Here is an 18,788-nt window from a genome sequence, read left to right as displayed (position 1 = left end):
AAGGCACTTAATTAATTAAGTGCCTATCAAATAATGAGATTTTTTCTTATGGCAAAGTTGCAATCATATCAACGTTAACGATAACTTCTGTACCAGCAATATCATCTGGAGTTGAGTGTGCTGTATCGTTAGCAACATACAGTTGAATCGTATCGCCTGCTGAAAGTTGAGTTGAAGCTAAGTAGTCAGCTGCAGTAAGTTCCGTCGCTGAAAGGTTATCGCCGACGACAATGTTAGGCTGTACTTCACCCATTGAAGCTGGAAGCACATTTACTTGTGATACCGTCCAGTTAGCTGGAGTTAAAGCCCCAAGCACAGCCCCCGTGTAGTCATGCGCTTCCAAAACAACTGCTTTAGTCGTTGCGAACGTACCGTCAGCGTTCACCTGTAACGTACCAACAAAAGAAGCAGGGTCTTCACTACCGCCCGCACCAGTAACAAGGATGTCACCGTTGGATACAAAACCAGGAACAAAGCCGCTGAATACTACAGAACCAATAGAGGTATCGCCAGGTGCAGAAAAAGCTGGAACAGATGTAATTGCAGATAGCAGTGTAATAAGTGTTAGTTTTTTCACTTTTATTTCCTTCGATATATTCATAATATGATTAGTTAGCCCCTTGCTAACTTCGGGTGTATGATATGCAATGAATAAACGTTTTGGTTAGCAAGTAAAGAAAAGTGACCTTCCGATATGCCTAGTGGATATTTGAGCAAGAAAACCATTCACCTAAAAAATAACCTAGGCATTTAATTCCTTAGGTTACTCATTCGCTAATTTAGTAACTGGTATTAGATCCCACCTTCGGTCTTATCTTATAAAAGTAGTTATTCACATGAACAACCCCACTTCAATATAAATACTAGAGACGTATAACAGTTTGAGTTTTAACTTATATCATTGCTAATAGCGCCAGCTGTCAACTAGGCACTCACCAGTGCCAGATACTAGCTCGTGCTAATTTAAAGTGATTTAGCCTTGTTAGAATACGCAAATAAATAATGGGCTGTGCTCTCTTTGCTTAATTCCCATAACATTCACTAATGAGTATTAAATACATGATGAGAATAAGTACATACGCACCTTTTCATAAATTATCCCTGTCAGTAGCGATATCATTGGCGCTGTTTGGGTGTGGTGCATCTAGCGACGAAGCGACTACTAACTCCAAACCCGAATCTCCAACATCAGGAGATACCCTTTACTATGCTCAGGATGTAATTCGTCAAAGCACTCCCACAAATACCTTTTTTGTTGATTTGTCGAATAATATGGAGTCATCTGATGATTCGTCAGTTACATTAACGACAGTTACGTCTTTGAATAATAGCTATGATTGTAATGTTGTATCCCAAAATGCCAATGGCTTCACCATTAGCGCTCAAAGTGCAAAAGTGTGCGACTACCGCTATCGAGTTGGCGCTGCGCTACCTTCTGACATCGCTATGAGCTCCCATAGTAACCATGGAGAGGCGCGTATTAGCGCTACTTCAGCAACATCAGGAGATGGTTTTGCTGAAGCGACAGTTCGTGCGGCTGTCGGTGAGTCAACTGAGCAACTTACACCGATTTCAGGACTAACCTCCTCTTTCACATCTGTACAAATAGATATCGCTAAAGAGCTTGGGAACGCGGGGGACTCTCTAGACACAAGCACATATGCATTAGCAACCACGGTTACATTGCCTAATGGTGATGCGACAAATTCAACTGCTATTGCAAACACATCAACTAATACGATTGATTACACCCCAGGAGATGGCATACCAAGCGGCGTAGAACGCATCCTATATAGCTATAGTGATGGTTCAAGTGTGTTAGCTGGTAGTATTGATATCGCGGTCTCAACAGACACAAACAGTGCACCAACAGCAGAATCTCGTAGGAAAATCAGTTATATAGATCCAGACTCTGGTGACGAGGTAGCTAAAATTCCTTATGGTAAACAATTAAGGTTCAATGTTGCGGATCTTATAAGTGACCCTGACGGTGATACTCTTCATCTCGTTGACATATACAGCTTTGGTGCAACCATCTTAATTCCAAACGATGCCAACAACGATGGTAATCTTTTCAATGATACTGAGTTTGATTTCACTAGTACCCAACCTGGAGAAACATCTGTGTCCTATGTTGTGTCTGATGGAAAAGGGGGCTATGCCACAGGAATTTTGCAAGGTTACGTCGGTAACCCATATGAGCCAATCGTCTCAGGGAATATCTACCTACCACCGTTGATGTACGCAGATGCTAAAGATGCTGAAATCATCGCCACACCTCAAGTTGGTAACGGTACTACCGCTTTAAATGGTATCACCACGGCTTCTCACGATTGGCACACTGCTAATCACTTGTGCCAAGCTAGAGGAGCACGATTGCCAACGGTGACGGAACTTCGAAGCCTATATGATGATGGCAATACTAGTGGCCGTTTGTTTACTAATCACAACTGGCCAATTGACGTTAGCTACTGGGCTAGTAACCAAGGAGCAAGTGGAACTAGCTATCATCATTCCGTAAACATGGCAGATAGAGTTGTTAGTACATATGATGCCAATTCGAGTGTTCGATTTGCTGCTTGCGTCGATGCAACACCTCTAGGGTATCCAGTTAAATTCCTTGGTGATGACATTGGTAATGATTATCTATTTGATACTCGTATCAATGCTCAAGTGACGTTTGGCTGTGGGTTTATTGTAGATTCTATCTCGCAGGTAGGAGGTGCTCATATTGGAGGCACTGGCGGAGCCAAACATACAATAAACGTTGCTGACATAGGTAGAGTTAGAGCTGTCTGGGGACCCACAGAGTTTGGGTCTGGAAACGATATGTCTCGACTCTTTCTATATAATAAATCTGGTGGCTTACTGTTAACCTGTGGTAGCAAATCTTACTCAGGTCACTATAGCGATGAATATACTCTAACCGCAGATGAGCAGTTAACAGGCTTTAGGGCCACAGGAGACAGCTACCTAAATGGATTAGAGCTTTGGGTTGATACCGAATAATCCTAAGACGCTAGCGTTAAACTAGTTATTCGTAACTAGTTTAACGCTAGACTGCACACTATTTATGTTTCAATTTAAACAATTTCAACTCAAACCTCACTATTACATCCAATCTAACTTTAGTCGAACTGGCAGGCATTAAACACTTGATACTAGGCTAGTATCTTGAGATGTTTAGCTTTCTATTTTGGTACATTAAGGCAGCAATGCCGTAACACTCTCGAGACGTTCTATAATATGAACACGTTTACCGCATTGAACTTTCATTGAATAAAAAGGATTTATCATGAACAAACTCGTCATTATCATCTTATGTGTACTGCTTCCGCCTGTTGGCGTGTTCTTCGCTCGCGGCGCCGGGAAAGATTTGGTGATTAATATCATTCTTACTTTCTTCTTCTGGGTTCCAGGAATGATCCATGGTCTGTGGGTAGCCACCCGCTAACCCTTATTAACAAATAGATACCGAATAAAATATCCATAAAAACAAGCTCCTAGCCATGAAGAGTTAAAAATAGGATGAAATGAAAGTACTTTTCCACTATCATCCTGTCGCCTAAACGTAAGCGATTGCTTTCACAGATTTCGCTGAGTTTAGGCTCCAACTACATAACACTTCAAATGGTGGGAGCCTTCAATGACACAACTTACGATTACTCGTCCTGACGACTGGCACGTTCATCTACGCGATGGCGAAGTATTAAAAGATACAGTGCGCGATATCAGCCGCTACAATGGTCGAGCGTTAATCATGCCAAATACCATCCCACCGGTAACCGATACCGAAATGGCTTTAGCTTACCGTGAACGCATCATGGCAGAGCAGCCAAGCGAGCAATTCCAGCCTCTAATGGCACTCTACCTGACAGACAACACCACTCCTGACGAAATTCGCAAAGCGAAAGAGTCTGGTGCAGTAGTGGCTGCAAAGCTTTACCCAGCGGGCGCGACGACTAACTCCGATTCAGGCGTGACGTCAGCACAAAAGATTTACCACGTGTTAGAAGCAATGCAAGAAGTGGATATGTTGCTACTGGTACACGGTGAAGTAACGGCTCACGATGTTGATATCTTTGACCGTGAAAAAGAGTTCCTAGACACAGTTCTAGCACCGATTGTGAACGACTTCCCTAACCTGAAGATTGTTCTTGAGCACATCACGACTGCAGACGCAGCGACTTTCGTTAAGAACGCTAACGACAACGTAGCAGCAACCATCACCGCTCACCACCTGCTTTACAACCGCAACCACATGTTGGTTGGCGGCATTAAGCCACACTTCTACTGCCTTCCTATTTTGAAGCGTAACACTCACCAATTAGCGCTTATCGAGGCGGCAACAAGCGGCAGCAAGAAGTTCTTCTTGGGTACAGACTCTGCACCACATGCTAAAGGCGCAAAAGAGTCAGCATGTGGTTGTGCGGGTTCTTACACTGCGCACGCAGCAGTAGAGCTTTACACTGAAGTGTTTGAACTAGAGGGTAAGCTTGAAAACCTAGAAGCGTTCGCGAGCCACAACGGCCCAGACTTCTATGGCATGCCACGTAACTCAGATACCATCACTCTAGTTAAAGAAGAGTGGAATGTTGCTGAAACCATGCCTTTCGGTTCAGACATCGTTGTGCCAATCCGTGGCGGCGAGACGATTGCTTGGTCTGTAAAATAAGCACTTGGGCTGTTAAATAAACACCCTCCATTTAGCGAAAAGGGTCACCATAGTAATTATGGTGACCCTTTTTTGTTTCGATGAAAGACTGTCTTATTCCCAGCAGTAATTTAACGATTACTTACCGCGAATTTTTCCGATAGCAGTCCAAATAGCAACGACAATCAATCCAGATAAAACCCCAATCACACCATTTAATAGCGTTGGTACCACCGCAGTCGCAATCGTATGTCCACTAAAATCCATAATAATCGGTTCAATTAAATGATGAATCGCAGGAACGTTGTGCACCACAATACCGCCGCCAACCAAGAACATCGCCGCAGTACCGACCACCGCAAGCGTCTTCATTAACTTGGGCGCAAACGCGACTAGCCCGTTACCCAATCGAGTTTTAATGCCACTGCCATTCGATGTTCGCTGGAGATAGAAACCTAAATCATCCAGCTTAACGATCCCTGCCACTAAGCCATAAACACCAATCGTCATCACAACCGCTATCAAACTCACCACAAGAATCTGAGTCACGATACTTGTACCCGTTACGGTACCCAGCGCAATTACAATGATTTCCGCAGATAAGATAAAGTCAGTCCGAATCGCGCCTGCTACCTTTCTCTTCTCATACTCTTCAACAGATTCACCCGAGCTGCTTTCCTCATCTTTCTCTTCGTGTTGATGAGCATGAGGAAAAAGCTTTTCTAAGATTTTCTCTGCCCCTTCAAAACAAAGAAACAGACCACCAATCACCAGTAGTGGCATGATCAACCAAGGAATGAATGCACTGATCAATAGTGCTGCCGGAACCAAAATCAGCTTGTTTTTAAATGAGCCTTTGGCGACCGCCCATACCACTGGGATTTCTCTTTCAGCAGAAACACCGGATACCTGCTGGGCGTTAAGGGCTAAATCGTCACCTAATACGCCTGCGGTTTTTTTAGCGGCTACCTTAGACATCAATGCGACATCATCCAACACGGTTGCAATGTCATCTAACAGTGTTAGTAAACTTGCTCCAGCCATTTTGTTGTCTCTTTATAAAGAATTGAACCATCAATAAAATGTAACACCATCAATTCACTCATCAAAGTTATGAGTCTGTAAAAAATAAAGTCACAAGTTGTGTTTTCTATTGCTGTCTCTGTTAGACAGGAATAATCTGTCTTAATCTTTCACGAACATAAAAGAAAAAGTATAGATGAAAAGTGAATCTACCTACCCGATTGGTAAGCTAGGGCAAAAATGGCAACAAGCAGAACGTGAAGCATGGTTAGCTCAACGAACGGTTAAGCGTGAATACCAGCAAGAAGTTGTACCAAAGATTAAAGCACTGGCAGACCGCTTTGACATCGAACAATACGGCGCACTGAGCTACGACGAAGCTCGCTTCCCACTCTTCGCTATCAAGAGCAAAAACTGGGACGAGTCAAAGCCGACGATTCTGGTAACAGGTGGTGTTCACGGTTACGAAACCAGTGGCGTGCATGGCGCGATCAAATTCGCTGCGACTCAAGCAGAAAAATACACGGCGCACTTCAACATTGTTGTCGCACCTTGTGTGAGCCCTTGGGGCTACGAAGTGATCAACCGCTGGAATCCAAATGCTGTTGATCCAAACCGCTCTTTCTACGACGGTACGCCAGCAGAAGAATCAGCAAACCTACGAGCTCTAGTAGCGTCTCTGCCAGAAGTATTGGTTCACGTTGACCTGCATGAGACGACTGACTCTGATGAAACTGAATTCCGACCTGCACTCGCAGCTCGTGATGGCATTGAGTACATCGAAGGTATGATCCCAGACGGTTTCTACACTGTTGGCGATACTGAAAACCCACAACCTGAATTCCAAGCTGCTGTCATCGCTTCAGTTGAAAAAGTAACCCACATTGCGCCTGCGGATGACGAAGGCAAGATCATTGGTTCAGACGTCACTCAACACGGCGTGATCAACTACCCAATGAAGAAGCTTGGCTTATGTGGCGGCGTGACTGACTGTAAGTACGGTACAACCACAGAGGTTTACCCAGACAGTGACAAAGTAACAGACGAAGAGTGTAACGATGCTCAAGTTGCTGCTGTTGTTGGTGCTTTGGATTACGTTATTCAGCACGAATTGAACGCGTAAGCGTAAACCCGCTCATAGCTAGAACCGGGCACCTAGACTAATAACTAAGAGCCAAGAACTAAAAGAGCCACAAATGACTACTCACTTGTGGCTCTTTTTTGTTTCTCTTTCGCTGATGTCTTCTACGGCATAAAAAAGCTCCCTTGCACGCGGTGCAAGGGAGCTTTGAATCTGCTGATTAGAGTAAGTTCCTATCTAGAGGTACTTACTTAGTGGCCGGAGTAACCGTTTCTTGCCCTTTACCGACTTCTGTCAGTAGGCCTTTCAACAAGCTCACACAACCAATCAAAAGAATGATCGTAAACGGCAGTGCTGCAATAATCGTAATAGATTGCAGAGCTTGGATTGATTGAGTACCACCAATCCACAGCATTACCATTGCGATAGCGCCTGAGATAACCGCCCAAACCACTTTCTGTTTCACTGGCACTTCTAGTTTACCACCCGCAGTCATACCATCGATAACGATAGAGCCTGAGTCTAGCGTTGTAACGAAGAACACAATGATCAGTGCAACTGCGAGAACCGACAGAATACTACCGAACGAGTAAGCATCTAGCATGTAGAACAAGCTTAGAGACACGTCTGTGATGCCTTGGTCAAAGCCAAGTTGCCCTACATGATTAATCACCTGCTCGATAGCCACGCCGCCGAAGATAGCCATCCAAGCCGACGTTACCAATGTTGGGATAATCAGTACGCAAAGTAAAAACTCACGAACCGTACGGCCTTTAGAAATACGCGCTACAAACATGCCGAAGAAAGGTGCATACGCAACCCACCATGCCCAGTAGAACACAGTCCAGCCATGCAGCCATGTTGTGTCTTCACGACCAGAGCTTTGGCTCAACGCTACGATGTTATTCGCATAACCCGTCACCGCCGTTGCCACAGAATCAAGCACGGTTGTGAAGTTCAGTACAGCGATAAGACCAAGGAATACGAACGCAATAACCATGTTCAGGTTACTTAGGAACTTAACACCACCGTCCATGCCACGCATAACAGAGATGATCGCCAAGCCCATAATCAAAACGATAATAGATTGCTGAAGGTAGATGTTGTTTTCCAAGCCAAACACGTGGCTAATACCACTTGCTGCCTGCGTACCACCTAGGCCTAATGAAGTCGCAAGGCCAAACAGAGTAACCAGTACCGTTAGTACGTCGATCACATCACCTGTTTTGCCCCACACACGCTCACCCAGAATTGGGTAAAACACAGAACGCATTGATAGCGGTAAGCCTTTGTTATAAACAAAGTACGCCAGACAAAGCGCCGTCATGCCATAGATAGCCCATGCATGAAAACCCCAGTGGAATACGGTTGCGCCTAGCGCCAGTTCACGACCAGCTTCTGTAAAAGGTTCTGCACCGAGTGGCGTTCCGAACCAGTTCGTGAAGAACGCGGTTGGCTCTGCAACACCCCAAAAAATAAGTCCTATACCCATACCCGCTGCGAATAGCATTGCTATCCAAGATGACATGGAGTAATCCGCCGTCGCGTCTTCGCCACCTAGACGAATTTTACCCAAAGGTGAAAACGCGAGAACAACGGCAAACGCTAGCATGATGTTAGCTCCCCACATAAAGAGGAAGTCAAACTTTGATAAAACAGCACCCTTGATAGAATCAATAGCAGCTTTAGCATCTGCAGGAGGAAGAGCAAGAAGAGTGATGATGAAGAGAAGAGATAAGCCTACTGAGGCTACGAAGACTGTGTTATGGACATCCATGCCCCATTTACTGACGTTGTCTTGACCAACTTGATAGTCAGTAGAATCAATACTGTATTTTTTTGATTTAAAACTCATAAATTATGATGTTCGCATATCCGAATTAACGAATATAAGGACGCTCTCCATATCCAATTACTACTTGATTGGCTCGCCGCACCACCTAAATAAAAAGGCGATAAAAATCACAATAATTGGTGACAAATGGACTTATTGGCTCAATCCCAAGGCGCGGATTATAGCACAGCTCAAAGCATTTTGACTGAGTTTTAGCTCAATAGTCACCCAAACCACCGTCAATAGTGATAGTTAAGCCAATAAAAACAGAATAAAATAAACAAATAAAAATGTTTAAATACAGTGCTTTAAATTAAAATAACGCACCGTAAAATCTCATTCAAACTTTCTAAAGATAAAATCAACAACAGCCTAATTTATTTATAGCTCTAACAAAAAAGCCCCGCTATAGGGGCGGGGAAATTACCAAAGGTAAAAGAGAAATCAGTATTCAAATGTCAGTGCTACGTCTAGCAGAGCAGCACTGTACATTTCAAAGACAGTACATTTCAAGGACAGCACATTAGATCGCGAAGCAAAAACCTAGGTTGTAGTCTTCGCCATTTTTTGCCGTAAACTCTTTATCTTCACTTGAAGCGTTCGGTCGACCGCTTTCATCGCCTTTCACTAAGCTCACCCAGTGACGGATGCCAGAAGAACGGCTCGCCTCAGTTTGGCCAAACGTGGTGCATGTCTCTAACTGGATATCTTGAATATCAACCAATTCTAAGTAGCCAGTGCCTTTACGAGCACCGATTGTCACTTCAACGTGTGTACCGCTTTCATCACGAAATAGGATTGCTGAAGGCTTAGACTTATCGCCGGTGAAAGCAACAAAGTGCTTCGCTCGTTTTAGGCCAGTATGTTCGCCATTTTTGAAGTAAACCTGAACATGTCGGTAGTCAATCTCGTAGCTCACTACATCTTCGTGAGAACCAGACTCGAGAGGGAATAGAGTATCAAGCAACTGTTTCGCCATTTTCTGCTTTTCGAGTTGCTTGTCTGCTTTCACCATTTCGACGGCAAAGACAGCTTCAGCAATAAAAGTTGAATGGTTTCTGTGAAGTTCTGTTTTGTCTAGTGTCAGCATATTCATAGTCTATCCCTCGTACGGCTTTAAATTTCATTAAGGTCAAACATCCCAATTGACCCTTTTCAAAATTGTTCTTTACTGTGTGGTTTCCATGTTTTTCATACTACTGTTATTTTTGAAACAATTTCACAACAAAAATTACACAGTGTGAATTTTACTAAATTGCTTTTTTACACAAACCGGCATTTCGAGCCCCTAGCCCTTTATTTAACTGGGTTGAGGGTTCCGTAGAAACGCGTTTACGTGTTGTTTGAATTTGTGTAATAACCCACCCCAACCAACTTATTGTCGATAACTCGATAGTAAGTGTGCTTAGTTTCCACTTTGCTCGACAGCGGGTTTAACCATCGATAGGTGTAAACGCCACGACCATTTTCTTTGGCTCGATTTAACATCTCAGTAAGAATTGGCTTATCGTCAGGGCTTAGATTTTTACGCTGATTTTTCCATCTTTCAGAGTAAACACGTCGACCATGCGAGCTTCGATGACGGTGCCATCTGGGTTAGTCGCAGAGAACGTTGATTCGCTTACCGCGCGGTCACCGCACACAAAGTGGACAGGGTCGCTCCAGGCTGCATCTGGAAAGTTCTGCCAAACCAATTCAAAGCTATTGCGAACGGCTTCGTACCCTTCGATAGTGTTTCCAAGTACGCCTTCTCCTGCCACGGTGTGGAAGACACAGTCTTCAGTCATAAACGACATCAGCGCTTCAATATCATGGTTATTCCATGCATCACTAAAAGACTGTAAAAAGGCGGTGTCGACTTGGTTTTCCAGCACGAATGTCGCTGCATTGGTTTGCATATTCATATTCCAGAATCCTTTATGTTTTCGTTATTGGTTTAAATTTCAGTAGCTTTGCGCCACTTTTTCATTTGAGTGTTTAAACTAGATCTGTGAAATTTAACAACTTGATAACAAGCTTCACCACTCTAACTTCGAGTTACTTTATAAACAATTTTTAAGCTCACAGATTTCATCTTTTTATAAATTAATTAGTGTTCTAATTTTATTTACACAGTCACTCACTAGATTTATACGAGGTCTAAATAAAATAATTAGAAATATTAGACTTTAGTCGAAGTCAAAATCTTGATGGTACTTTCGGCCATACTGCTCAAGCTGGCGATCATGAGTATTAACTTGTAATTCGATATTACCCTCACCTTTATTAATTGCTTGATTACCATCTACATGGGCTTCATTTTTCAAATCAGCCAGTTTCTCTTCAATATATTCTGTCGGTTCATTTAAAACATTCATGGAGGTTAATTCCTTTATCAGGTTTACTTTCGCTGATGGAAGAATATGAACGGACACTAGACCGTTTGAATATTCTTTCTCATCGTACAAAGGCTGAATGGCATCATTGCCACCTTCCTTAAATGGGTGAATGGAATACCACTTATCCTTTCTTTGCTCTTGCTGATCACAATCAGCCACATTGAATATCTGAGTCTTATTGAAGTCACATGGTGAGTTAAAAACACTAACCTTATGATAATCAATGGCTTTAATAATATTGATACAGTCTTTACTTTGGCTATGACATACAGACCACAGCGCATTAATCAGGTTATCTGTCCACTCAAGTAAACGGGTTGGAAACCCCTGTTTCTTGGCTAAACACATCAATAACCAATCGTTTATCTGGTGTGCATTCAACGAATGCCCGCCATAAACTCTCACGGTCGAAAGAAACTCTTGTTCGACACGGCGAATATTCTTTCGATTTGAGCGACCTAAGCTTGGCATCAAGTTATTATTTTCATAATCACACACGTTATAAATCAAACCACGATGCCCATTACACTCTTTAATGAGTGAGTCGATTATTTTATACAGCTCGTCGAGTGAGCTTATATAATGTTTATTTTTCACAACATACATACTACGATTCACTTAATTTAAATTCGGTAAGATCAAAATATCAACAACCCTATCAATCGATGATAAAAATCAACCAATAATAACGATTGACCAATAGTCAACTAGTGTCGTTATTTTATTTTTTCTAAAATGATAATAAGTATATATCTTCATAAACAAGTATCAGTATTAGAACCATTCACTAAGTAGCTATGAGTTAATGGTCGATTAATAATAACGAGTAACAAAGTTTATATAGCAATAACCACTTATTTCCCTAATGAACATTTAATTAGTGTTCTAATGTTTAACTGGAAATTATTGAACTAAGCGTTTACGTTCTTCACCTAAGTCCTTTGCCAATACCCGTTGGTATTGCCCGACCACATTCTCGATAGCACTTTCTCTAACACTCTCGAGATATCTACGGCCGGACAAACTTCCTATGACTTATACGTAATCTTTGTATTTATCTAGGAAACGAACCGGTGTTGATAGTGCATCTCGGCGGAACGGGTCACCCAATTCCTGAGTACACATGATTTCAATGATGGTTGTTTTGCCTTCGTTCATCTGCATGTCGATGGCTTTTTGCAGGGTTGGACCTACATCTTCTAGCTTATCAACCGTGATACCTTCAGCGCCCATAGCTCGTGCGATTTCTGCAAAGCTTTGGTTTTCAAGTTCACCGGCAACAAAGCGTCGGTTGTAGAAGTCGACTTGGTTCTTCTTCTCCGCACCCCATTGACGGTTGTGGAATACCACGGCTGTCACTGGAATGTTATGGCGAACACATGTCATGGTTTCCATCAAGCTCATGCCCCACGCACCGTCGCCTGCATATGAAATAGCGGGGCGATGAGGTGCCGCTGCTTTCGCACCAATGATGGTCGGGAATGCGTAACCACAGTTACCGAAACTCATTGCAGCAAAGAAGCTACGTGGTTTCTCAAAGCGTAAGTAGCTGTTTGCCACTGAGTTGATGTTACCGATATCGGTTGAGACCATTACGTCTTCTGGCATCGCTTTTTCTAGCTCACGCAATACTTGGCGTGGGTGTAAGTATTCGCCACCAGAGAACGGAGTCTCGTGTGAGTTTTCCTCAATCATATCCAAGCTGAAAGAGTCACGTTCGTGTGTCCACTCATCAAGCTCTTTTTCCCAAAGTGCTTTTTCTGTAGCGACGGTATCTTGGCGAGCGCCTTTGTTGTCATCACACAACAGTGCACGACCTTCCAACCTTTCAGATAGAGCAACCGCTGCTGCTTTTGCATCACCACAGATACCAACCGAAATCTTCTTAACCAGACCAAGCATCTTGTTGTCTGCATCAATCTGAATGATTTTCGCGTTCTTCGGCCAGTAGTCCATGCCATGTTGAGGCAAGGTACCAAATGGACCAAGACGTGTACCCAAAGCGATAACCACATCCGCTTGAGCCATCAATTTCATTGCTGCTTTCGAACCTTGGTAGCCTAAAGGACCACACCATAATGGGTGACTAGCAGGGAAAGAGTCATTGTGTAGGTAGCTGTTCACTACAGGTGCACCTAGTCTTTCTGCCAACGCTGCACACTCTTGAACTGCATCGGCCATGACCACGCCGCCACCAGAAATGATGACTGGGAATTTAGCTTCAGCAATCAGGTCTGCCGCTTCATTCAGAGACTTCTCACCACCTGGACCACGGTCTAAACGCGCTGGTTTAGGGATCTCGGTTTGAGTTTCACCGTAGAAATAGTCACGTGGAATATTCAGTTGAGTTGGACCCATTTCACTCATCGCACGGTCGAAGCATCGGCCTGTGTATTCCGCCATACGGTCTGGGTGCGTTACGTGTCCTTGATACTTAGTAAACTCTTGGAACATTGGAAGCTGGTTACATTCTTGGAAACCACCTAAGCCCATTGTTTTAGTGCCTGTCTCTGGCGTCACAATTACGACCGGGCTATGTGCCCAGAACGCAGCTGCAATTGCTGTTACACAGTTACTGATACCTGGGCCATTTTGCCCGATAACCACGCCATGGCGACCAGATACACGAGAGTAACCATCTGCCATGTGGGCAGCGCCTTGCTCGTGTACTACTGGGACCAATCGAATGCCAGCAGGAGCAAAGATATCCATTGCGTCCATAAATGCCGACCCCATGATGCCGAACATATCGGTAACATCATTAGCAACCATAGTTTCAACGAACGCTTCTGATGGTGTCATTGTTACTGTGCCGGAAACAACCGTACGTTTTTCTTGCTCGCTCATTCTTCCATTCTCCTGAGTTAACCAAAATTTCATTTTTCGGAATGAATTGTCTCTTTTTCGAATTCATTTTCACCTTAGTAGTAGAATTTTTGCACGTCAACTTTTTATATTAAATTGGAACAATTCATTCTAATTAATAAAACTAGATCACATTATTGGTGGTTTTTCGTACAAAAAGTGTCGTTAACTTAACTGGAGCTGTTAATAATCGATGACATATCGCGATAGCAGCGACAAGTGATGAGCTATATAGAGGGAAATATGATGAAAGAGGCGGAATTGGTACCAACGCAGCCGGTAAGCGTGAGAGAACGCTTTGGCATCGACAGTAACCTAACGGTGATGGCATTTGAACATCCGGGTGAATATGTGCCGAGAGTCGATCCTAATTACTGTTTTGACCCCGAAGTGACGCTGGCTATATTGGCAGGGTTCACCTCCAATCGTCGCACGCTGATTCAAGGCACACACGGAACGGGCAAGTCATCTCACATTGAACAAATCGCCGCGAGATTGAACTGGCCATGCTTGAGGATCAACCTAGACGGACACTTAAGTCGCTTGGATTTCATTGGTAAAGACAGCATCGTCATTAAAGACGGAATGCAGGTGACTGAGTTTAAAGAAGGTATTCTTCCTCAGAGCGTTCAACAACCCATCGCACTGGTATTGGATGAGTACGACGCTGGTCGTCCTGATGTGATGTTTGTGATTCAGCAGTTGTTAGAGCAAGACGGAAAGTACACCTCTTTAGAACAAAACCGAGTGATCACACCTCACCCTTCTTTCCGCCTGTTTGCTACCTGTAACACGCTTGGCTTGGGTAACTTTTCAGGTTTGTATTCGGGTACTCAAGTGCTTAACCACAGTCAGTTAGATAGATGGAACATCATCGCTACGCTCAACTATTTAGATCCGCAACACGAAATCAAGATCGTGTTATCCAAGCTTCCAAATCTGAATAGTGAAAGCGGCCGACAACTGGTTGAGAAAATGATCGCAACGGCAGGATTAACGCGTAACGGGTTTCGGGCTGGCGACCTTTCAACGGTGATGTCTCCGAGAACGGTACTCACTTGGGCCGAAAACATCCAAATATTCGACGATGTAGCAACGGCATTTAGACTGTCATTCTTAAATCGCTGCGAAGACGAAGAGAAAGAACTGGTTAGCGAATATTATTTCCGTTGCTTTGGTGAAGATTTAGAAACGCCTACTCAAAACTATTCGCATTCGGAGTCGTAAACCATGGCCAATGTTTCTTCCCAGCAGAAAAAGATCCTCGATCTTGGCGTGTCTGTCGCCAGAGCGATCAGCGGTGAGTTGAGTCTGAATTATCGGGGAGAACGTCTCTATAAAGGCAATAGCCCCTGTTATTACCAGTCCGCACATACTAACGATCTCACCTTTGTTTCTCGCCACGAGTTGAAAAACAGCAAGCTTTCGATGCAAGGCAAGATCGATTCATCAGCATTACGACTCTTACTTTCAGATGCTGCTCTTCATTATTCATTGCGACCGAAAAGCGAAGTCGAGCGTCTGTTATATGATTTCTGCGAACAGGTACGAATTGAATCGCAAATCCCGTCTTATCTAAAAGGCGTGACCACCAGCATTCAGTTCAACTTTGCGTATTGGAGCGACCAATATCATCAGAATGGCTTCACCGAATCACGAATAGGCATGTTGCTGTTTACTCTGATGCAAGTCATCCACACCCGCTTAACCGGTGTTCCGGTTTCGGAACCCATTGCTGAGACCATTGAATCGACTCGCGCCGGCATCGTACCTACCTTCGGTCACAGCTTTAAACGCTTAAAGCAACATAGAACAGACCAAGAACAGTTTGCACACAGTGCCAATGAGCTTGCAGCCCTTGCACAAGAGTTAATCATCCAAGAACAGGAAAGTGATAACTCACCCACACCAACCGTTGAAGAAGACATCAAGATCCTTGCACAGCTTGCCTTGATTGTTGATGGTGACATTCAAGATCAAGACGTCGATACCGACATCACAGGCAGTAGCAAGGTATTCGAGTTGTCGGGCGCCAATTATCAGGTCTTTAATTCAGAATTTGATCAAGTCATCGCCGCAGACAAACTCGTCAGGCGTACCCTATTACTCGAACTGAGACAAAAGCTAACCGATGACATCATGGCGAGACAAGTCAACACTCGCCGTTTAGCCGCTATGCTTACTAGCTTTGTTGCCACACCACAGAGGAACCGACGTCAGGACCATTTAGAAGAAGGCATTGTTAACGCCACCACCATCACCAAGCTCGTCACATCGCCATTGGATAGCACTGTCTTTTATCAACCTGACATCGGTACATCTCATCAATGTGCCACCACATTTTTGATGGACTGCTCTGGCTCAATGCAAAAGCACAGTCACAAGCTAAGCCTACTGATTGATACAATTCTCAAATCCGTTGGACTGGCCAACATCCCTTTCGAGATTATTGGCTTTACGACCAATAACTGGAACGGTGGCAAGGTCTATCGGCAGTGGCTTAAACAAGGCCAACCAAAGCACCCGGGCCGCTTAAACGAAGTTCGGCACATCGTGTTTAAGGATTTTGATACCCATTGGAGACGTTCTCGACTTGGCATTGCGAGTCTTCGTAAAGCCGACATCTTTAAAGAAGGGATTGATGGCGAAGCGGTTCAGTTCGCGAGTCATCGATTGCAGCAGCACACCGCCCAGCGAAAGGTTTTGATTGTGTTCTCAGACGGCTGCCCGATGGATACCGCTACCAGTACCGCCAACGATCAGTTCTATTTAGATAACCATCTCAAACAGGTGATTGAACGTGAGTCGACCAAAAACGGTATTGAGATTCATGGTGTGGGAATGGGAGTGGATTTGAGCCCGTACTATCGCAGCAACATCACGTTAGATGTACAAGAGAGCTGCTTGTTTGGGCTATCTAGGAGCATATTTGAGATGCTAAAGCGTGTTTAAACAGGGAAGCTTAGGCTAGCGAATCACTAGCCTCCTTTGTCGAGAATGGTTTTACGAGGAGCCAAACAACGACCATGCAGAGACAGCCATCAAATATCCGCCTATCAGCATTAACACCGTAAACACCAGCTTTCTGAGTTGATCATTAGACAACGGCGGTGGGAAACGCCGAGCAAACATTGTGACAAGCGCCACCAGAGGAACAGCAATAGCGGATAACCACAATATGCTCTGTTCCATGTCGCCCGCCGCATAGACATTGACCGTACGGGACATCGACGTACAAGCGAAAACCATCAGCAGTGTGCTTCGCACCAGATCGAGCGAAAAAGGTTGCCGATAGAGATGATAAACAATCGGTGGACCTGCCATCCCAAATAATCCCCCCGCTAACCCAGAGCTAAATCCTGAGACAAGGAAAGATACGGTTGTCGAACGGACCGTTCTAGTTTTAGGTTTAAACATAAAGCTCAAACCAGCGAACAACACCATGGCACCCAATAGCCCTCGTAGGATTTGGGTTGCCGACTCGCTCAACGCGTCCAGCAAGTACACGCCCATCGATACGCCTGGAATAATACCGATAACTAACACCACCAGAATCTTGAGCTCCCCAAGTAATGGTTTACCCATCAACGCGATCAAGCAATTGAACAAGGTCACAATACTGACCACAGCGGCTATGACGGGTAAAGAAACCAGATTAAGGCTGACCGTCAAACCAATCACGATGATACCGAGGCCAAATCCAGTGACAGTTTGGAAATAAGTACCTACCGCAATGGTGGCAAGAATGGCGAGTAAAACAGGTAACTCCATTAGCTATCCTAATTAGGTTATTTGGGGGTAAATATGAGTGCAAGATTCCGCATTAGTTTAAGCAACGAGTGTTAATACCGGAATTCAAACTCCGACTCTTCTCTTTCTTCAACATCAGCTTCAGAGTCAGCCTTAGAGTCAGATGCTTTCCCTTGCTGCGCTTGTACCGCGGTAACGGCAATGACATTAAAGATATCTTCGGCACTACAGCCTCTGGACAAGTCATTCGCTGGTTGATTCAGCCCTTGCAGCAACGGGCCAATCGCAACAGCCCCACCTAGCCTTTCCGCAAGCTTATAACCGATATTACCGGCTTCTAAGTTAGGAAATATCAACACGTTAGATTGACCTTTGACCTCTGAATCAGGCAACTTTTTCGCCGCTATTTCAGTGACAATCGCCGCATCGAGTTGAACGTCCTGATCGACGGCGATTCCGGGACAACGTTGTTTCACGAGTTGAGCAGCATTACGAACCTTATCAACCGATTCGTGTTTGGCACTCCCGTTGGTCGAAAACGACAGCATCGCTACTTTAGGCTCTTCCATCAGTAGCGTTTGAGCACTGTTTGATGCGGCCACGGCAATCGATGCCAGCTCGGTTTCAGTGGGGTTAATCACCAAACCACAATCGCTGAAAATCATACCGCCTTTAAGATTATGGAAAGGCTCACACAGCATCATCAAGAAGAAACTCGACACCAATTCGCTGTCCGGTGCAGGGCCGATAATCTGCAGCGCAGCTCGCACCACATCAGACGTGGTATAAACCGCGCCATTAACTGTGCCGTCTACCAGTCCTTCCCTTACCATCAAATTGGCAAAAACAAGTGGATCTTGAACCAGCTCTAGGGCGTCATCATAAGTCATGCCTTTAGCTTTTCTTAATGTATACAGCCGCTCAGCGAGCACTTCTTTGAGTGACGACGCCTGTGGAGAAACAATATGAATGCCAGCGAGGTTAATGTGGTGAAGTTCTGCAGCAGCGATGATCGCCGATTCATCGCCCACAAGTGTGATGTGAGCGAGCTGTTTGTCGATTGCTATTCTTGCAGCAGCTAGCACTCGCGGGTCCTCCGCTTCACTCAAAACAACGCGCTTACGATCTAAATGAGCTTTATCAATAATCCGTTCAATCGCCTTCATCTTTAAATTCCATTTATTGAGATTAATTGTTCCATAA

The 18,788-nt window shown here is 44.3% G+C and carries 15 protein-coding genes and 1 pseudogene; 6 read left to right on the top strand and 10 right to left on the bottom strand.

Going from position 1 to position 18,788, the window contains the following annotated elements; translation table 11 throughout:
• Positions 1 to 46: 46 nt before the first annotated feature.
• Positions 47 to 577 carry a hypothetical protein gene (locus AB4351_RS15180; protein ID WP_102321323.1) on the bottom strand — a complete coding sequence of 177 codons (531 nt, stop codon included), beginning with the start codon at positions 575 to 577 and terminating at the stop codon, positions 47 to 49.
• A 467-nt stretch (positions 578 to 1,044) separates the two neighbouring features.
• Here AB4351_RS15180 and AB4351_RS15175 point away from each other — a divergent pair, with 467 nt between their 5' ends.
• From AB4351_RS15175 to pyrC, 3 genes are all read left to right on the top strand, one after another.
• Positions 1,045 to 3,009, top strand: coding sequence for an adhesion domain-containing protein (locus AB4351_RS15175; RefSeq protein WP_372126460.1), 1,965 nt, complete (start codon positions 1,045 to 1,047; stop codon positions 3,007 to 3,009).
• A 286-nt stretch (positions 3,010 to 3,295) separates the two neighbouring features.
• Positions 3,296 to 3,454, top strand: coding sequence for a YqaE/Pmp3 family membrane protein (locus tag AB4351_RS15170; protein WP_017059962.1), 159 nt, complete (start codon positions 3,296 to 3,298; stop codon positions 3,452 to 3,454).
• A gap of 192 nt (positions 3,455 to 3,646) precedes the next feature.
• Entirely contained in the window at positions 3,647 to 4,675 is a 1,029-nt protein-coding gene (gene pyrC, locus AB4351_RS15165) for a dihydroorotase (protein WP_102499739.1), read from the top strand.
• A 117-nt stretch (positions 4,676 to 4,792) separates the two neighbouring features.
• Here pyrC and AB4351_RS15160 read toward each other — a convergent pair whose 3' ends face one another.
• On the bottom strand, positions 4,793 to 5,698 hold the full coding sequence (locus AB4351_RS15160; protein ID WP_372126458.1) for a DUF808 domain-containing protein: 906 nt from the start codon (positions 5,696 to 5,698) through the stop codon (positions 4,793 to 4,795).
• Positions 5,699 to 5,873: 175 nt separating this feature from the next.
• Here AB4351_RS15160 and AB4351_RS15155 point away from each other — a divergent pair, with 175 nt between their 5' ends.
• Positions 5,874 to 6,800: a M14 family metallocarboxypeptidase gene (locus AB4351_RS15155; RefSeq protein WP_372074943.1), complete on the top strand. Its 927-nt coding sequence runs from the start codon at positions 5,874 to 5,876 to the stop codon at positions 6,798 to 6,800.
• Between the two features lie 205 nt (positions 6,801 to 7,005).
• Here AB4351_RS15155 and AB4351_RS15150 read toward each other — a convergent pair whose 3' ends face one another.
• The 6 genes and pseudogenes from AB4351_RS15150 to xsc all read right to left on the bottom strand — a co-directional run bounded on the left by AB4351_RS15150 (position 7,006) and on the right by xsc (position 13,817).
• Positions 7,006 to 8,613 (bottom strand): BCCT family transporter, encoded by a 1,608-nt coding sequence (locus tag AB4351_RS15150; protein WP_372126456.1) that lies wholly within the window; start codon positions 8,611 to 8,613, stop codon positions 7,006 to 7,008.
• A 502-nt stretch (positions 8,614 to 9,115) separates the two neighbouring features.
• Positions 9,116 to 9,688, bottom strand: a complete 573-nt coding sequence (locus AB4351_RS15145; protein ID WP_372126454.1) for a hypothetical protein — start codon at positions 9,686 to 9,688, stop codon at positions 9,116 to 9,118.
• Positions 9,689 to 9,924: 236 nt separating this feature from the next.
• Positions 9,925 to 10,116, bottom strand: a pseudogene (locus AB4351_RS15140) (cache domain-containing protein); the annotation flags it as partial.
• Entirely contained in the window at positions 10,110 to 10,496 is a 387-nt protein-coding gene (locus AB4351_RS15135) for a nuclear transport factor 2 family protein (RefSeq protein ID WP_372126453.1), read from the bottom strand. The gene AB4351_RS15135 and the pseudogene AB4351_RS15140, both read right to left, overlap by 7 nt.
• 264 nt (positions 10,497 to 10,760) lie before the next feature.
• Positions 10,761 to 11,576 (bottom strand): FRG domain-containing protein, encoded by an 816-nt coding sequence (locus tag AB4351_RS15130; protein WP_104216198.1) that lies wholly within the window; start codon positions 11,574 to 11,576, stop codon positions 10,761 to 10,763.
• Positions 11,577 to 12,005: 429 nt separating this feature from the next.
• Positions 12,006 to 13,817: a sulfoacetaldehyde acetyltransferase gene (gene xsc / locus AB4351_RS15125; protein WP_004731917.1), complete on the bottom strand. Its 1,812-nt coding sequence runs from the start codon at positions 13,815 to 13,817 to the stop codon at positions 12,006 to 12,008.
• A 261-nt stretch (positions 13,818 to 14,078) separates the two neighbouring features.
• Here xsc and AB4351_RS15120 point away from each other — a divergent pair, with 261 nt between their 5' ends.
• Positions 14,079 to 15,062 carry an AAA family ATPase gene (locus tag AB4351_RS15120; protein WP_372126451.1) on the top strand — a complete coding sequence of 328 codons (984 nt, stop codon included), beginning with the start codon at positions 14,079 to 14,081 and terminating at the stop codon, positions 15,060 to 15,062.
• Between the two features lie 3 nt (positions 15,063 to 15,065).
• A complete protein-coding gene (locus AB4351_RS15115) occupies positions 15,066 to 16,787 on the top strand; it encodes a cobaltochelatase CobT-related protein (protein WP_372126449.1) in 1,722 nt (573 codons plus the stop codon).
• Positions 16,788 to 16,838: 51 nt separating this feature from the next.
• Here AB4351_RS15115 and AB4351_RS15110 read toward each other — a convergent pair whose 3' ends face one another.
• Together AB4351_RS15110 and pta are read right to left on the bottom strand one after the other, a co-directional pair.
• Positions 16,839 to 17,606 (bottom strand): TSUP family transporter, encoded by a 768-nt coding sequence (locus tag AB4351_RS15110; RefSeq protein ID WP_372126447.1) that lies wholly within the window; start codon positions 17,604 to 17,606, stop codon positions 16,839 to 16,841.
• 71 nt (positions 17,607 to 17,677) lie between these two features.
• Positions 17,678 to 18,751: a phosphate acetyltransferase gene (gene pta, locus AB4351_RS15105; protein ID WP_102332700.1), complete on the bottom strand. Its 1,074-nt coding sequence runs from the start codon at positions 18,749 to 18,751 to the stop codon at positions 17,678 to 17,680.
• Positions 18,752 to 18,788: the final 37 nt, after the last annotated feature.

This window comes from Vibrio sp. 10N.261.51.F11 (assembly GCF_041471665.1).
Lineage (GTDB): Bacteria > Pseudomonadota > Gammaproteobacteria > Enterobacterales > Vibrionaceae > Vibrio > Vibrio crassostreae_C.
The sequence above is the reverse complement of the archived record's forward strand: the minus strand, read 5'-3'. Positions and strand labels throughout refer to the sequence as shown.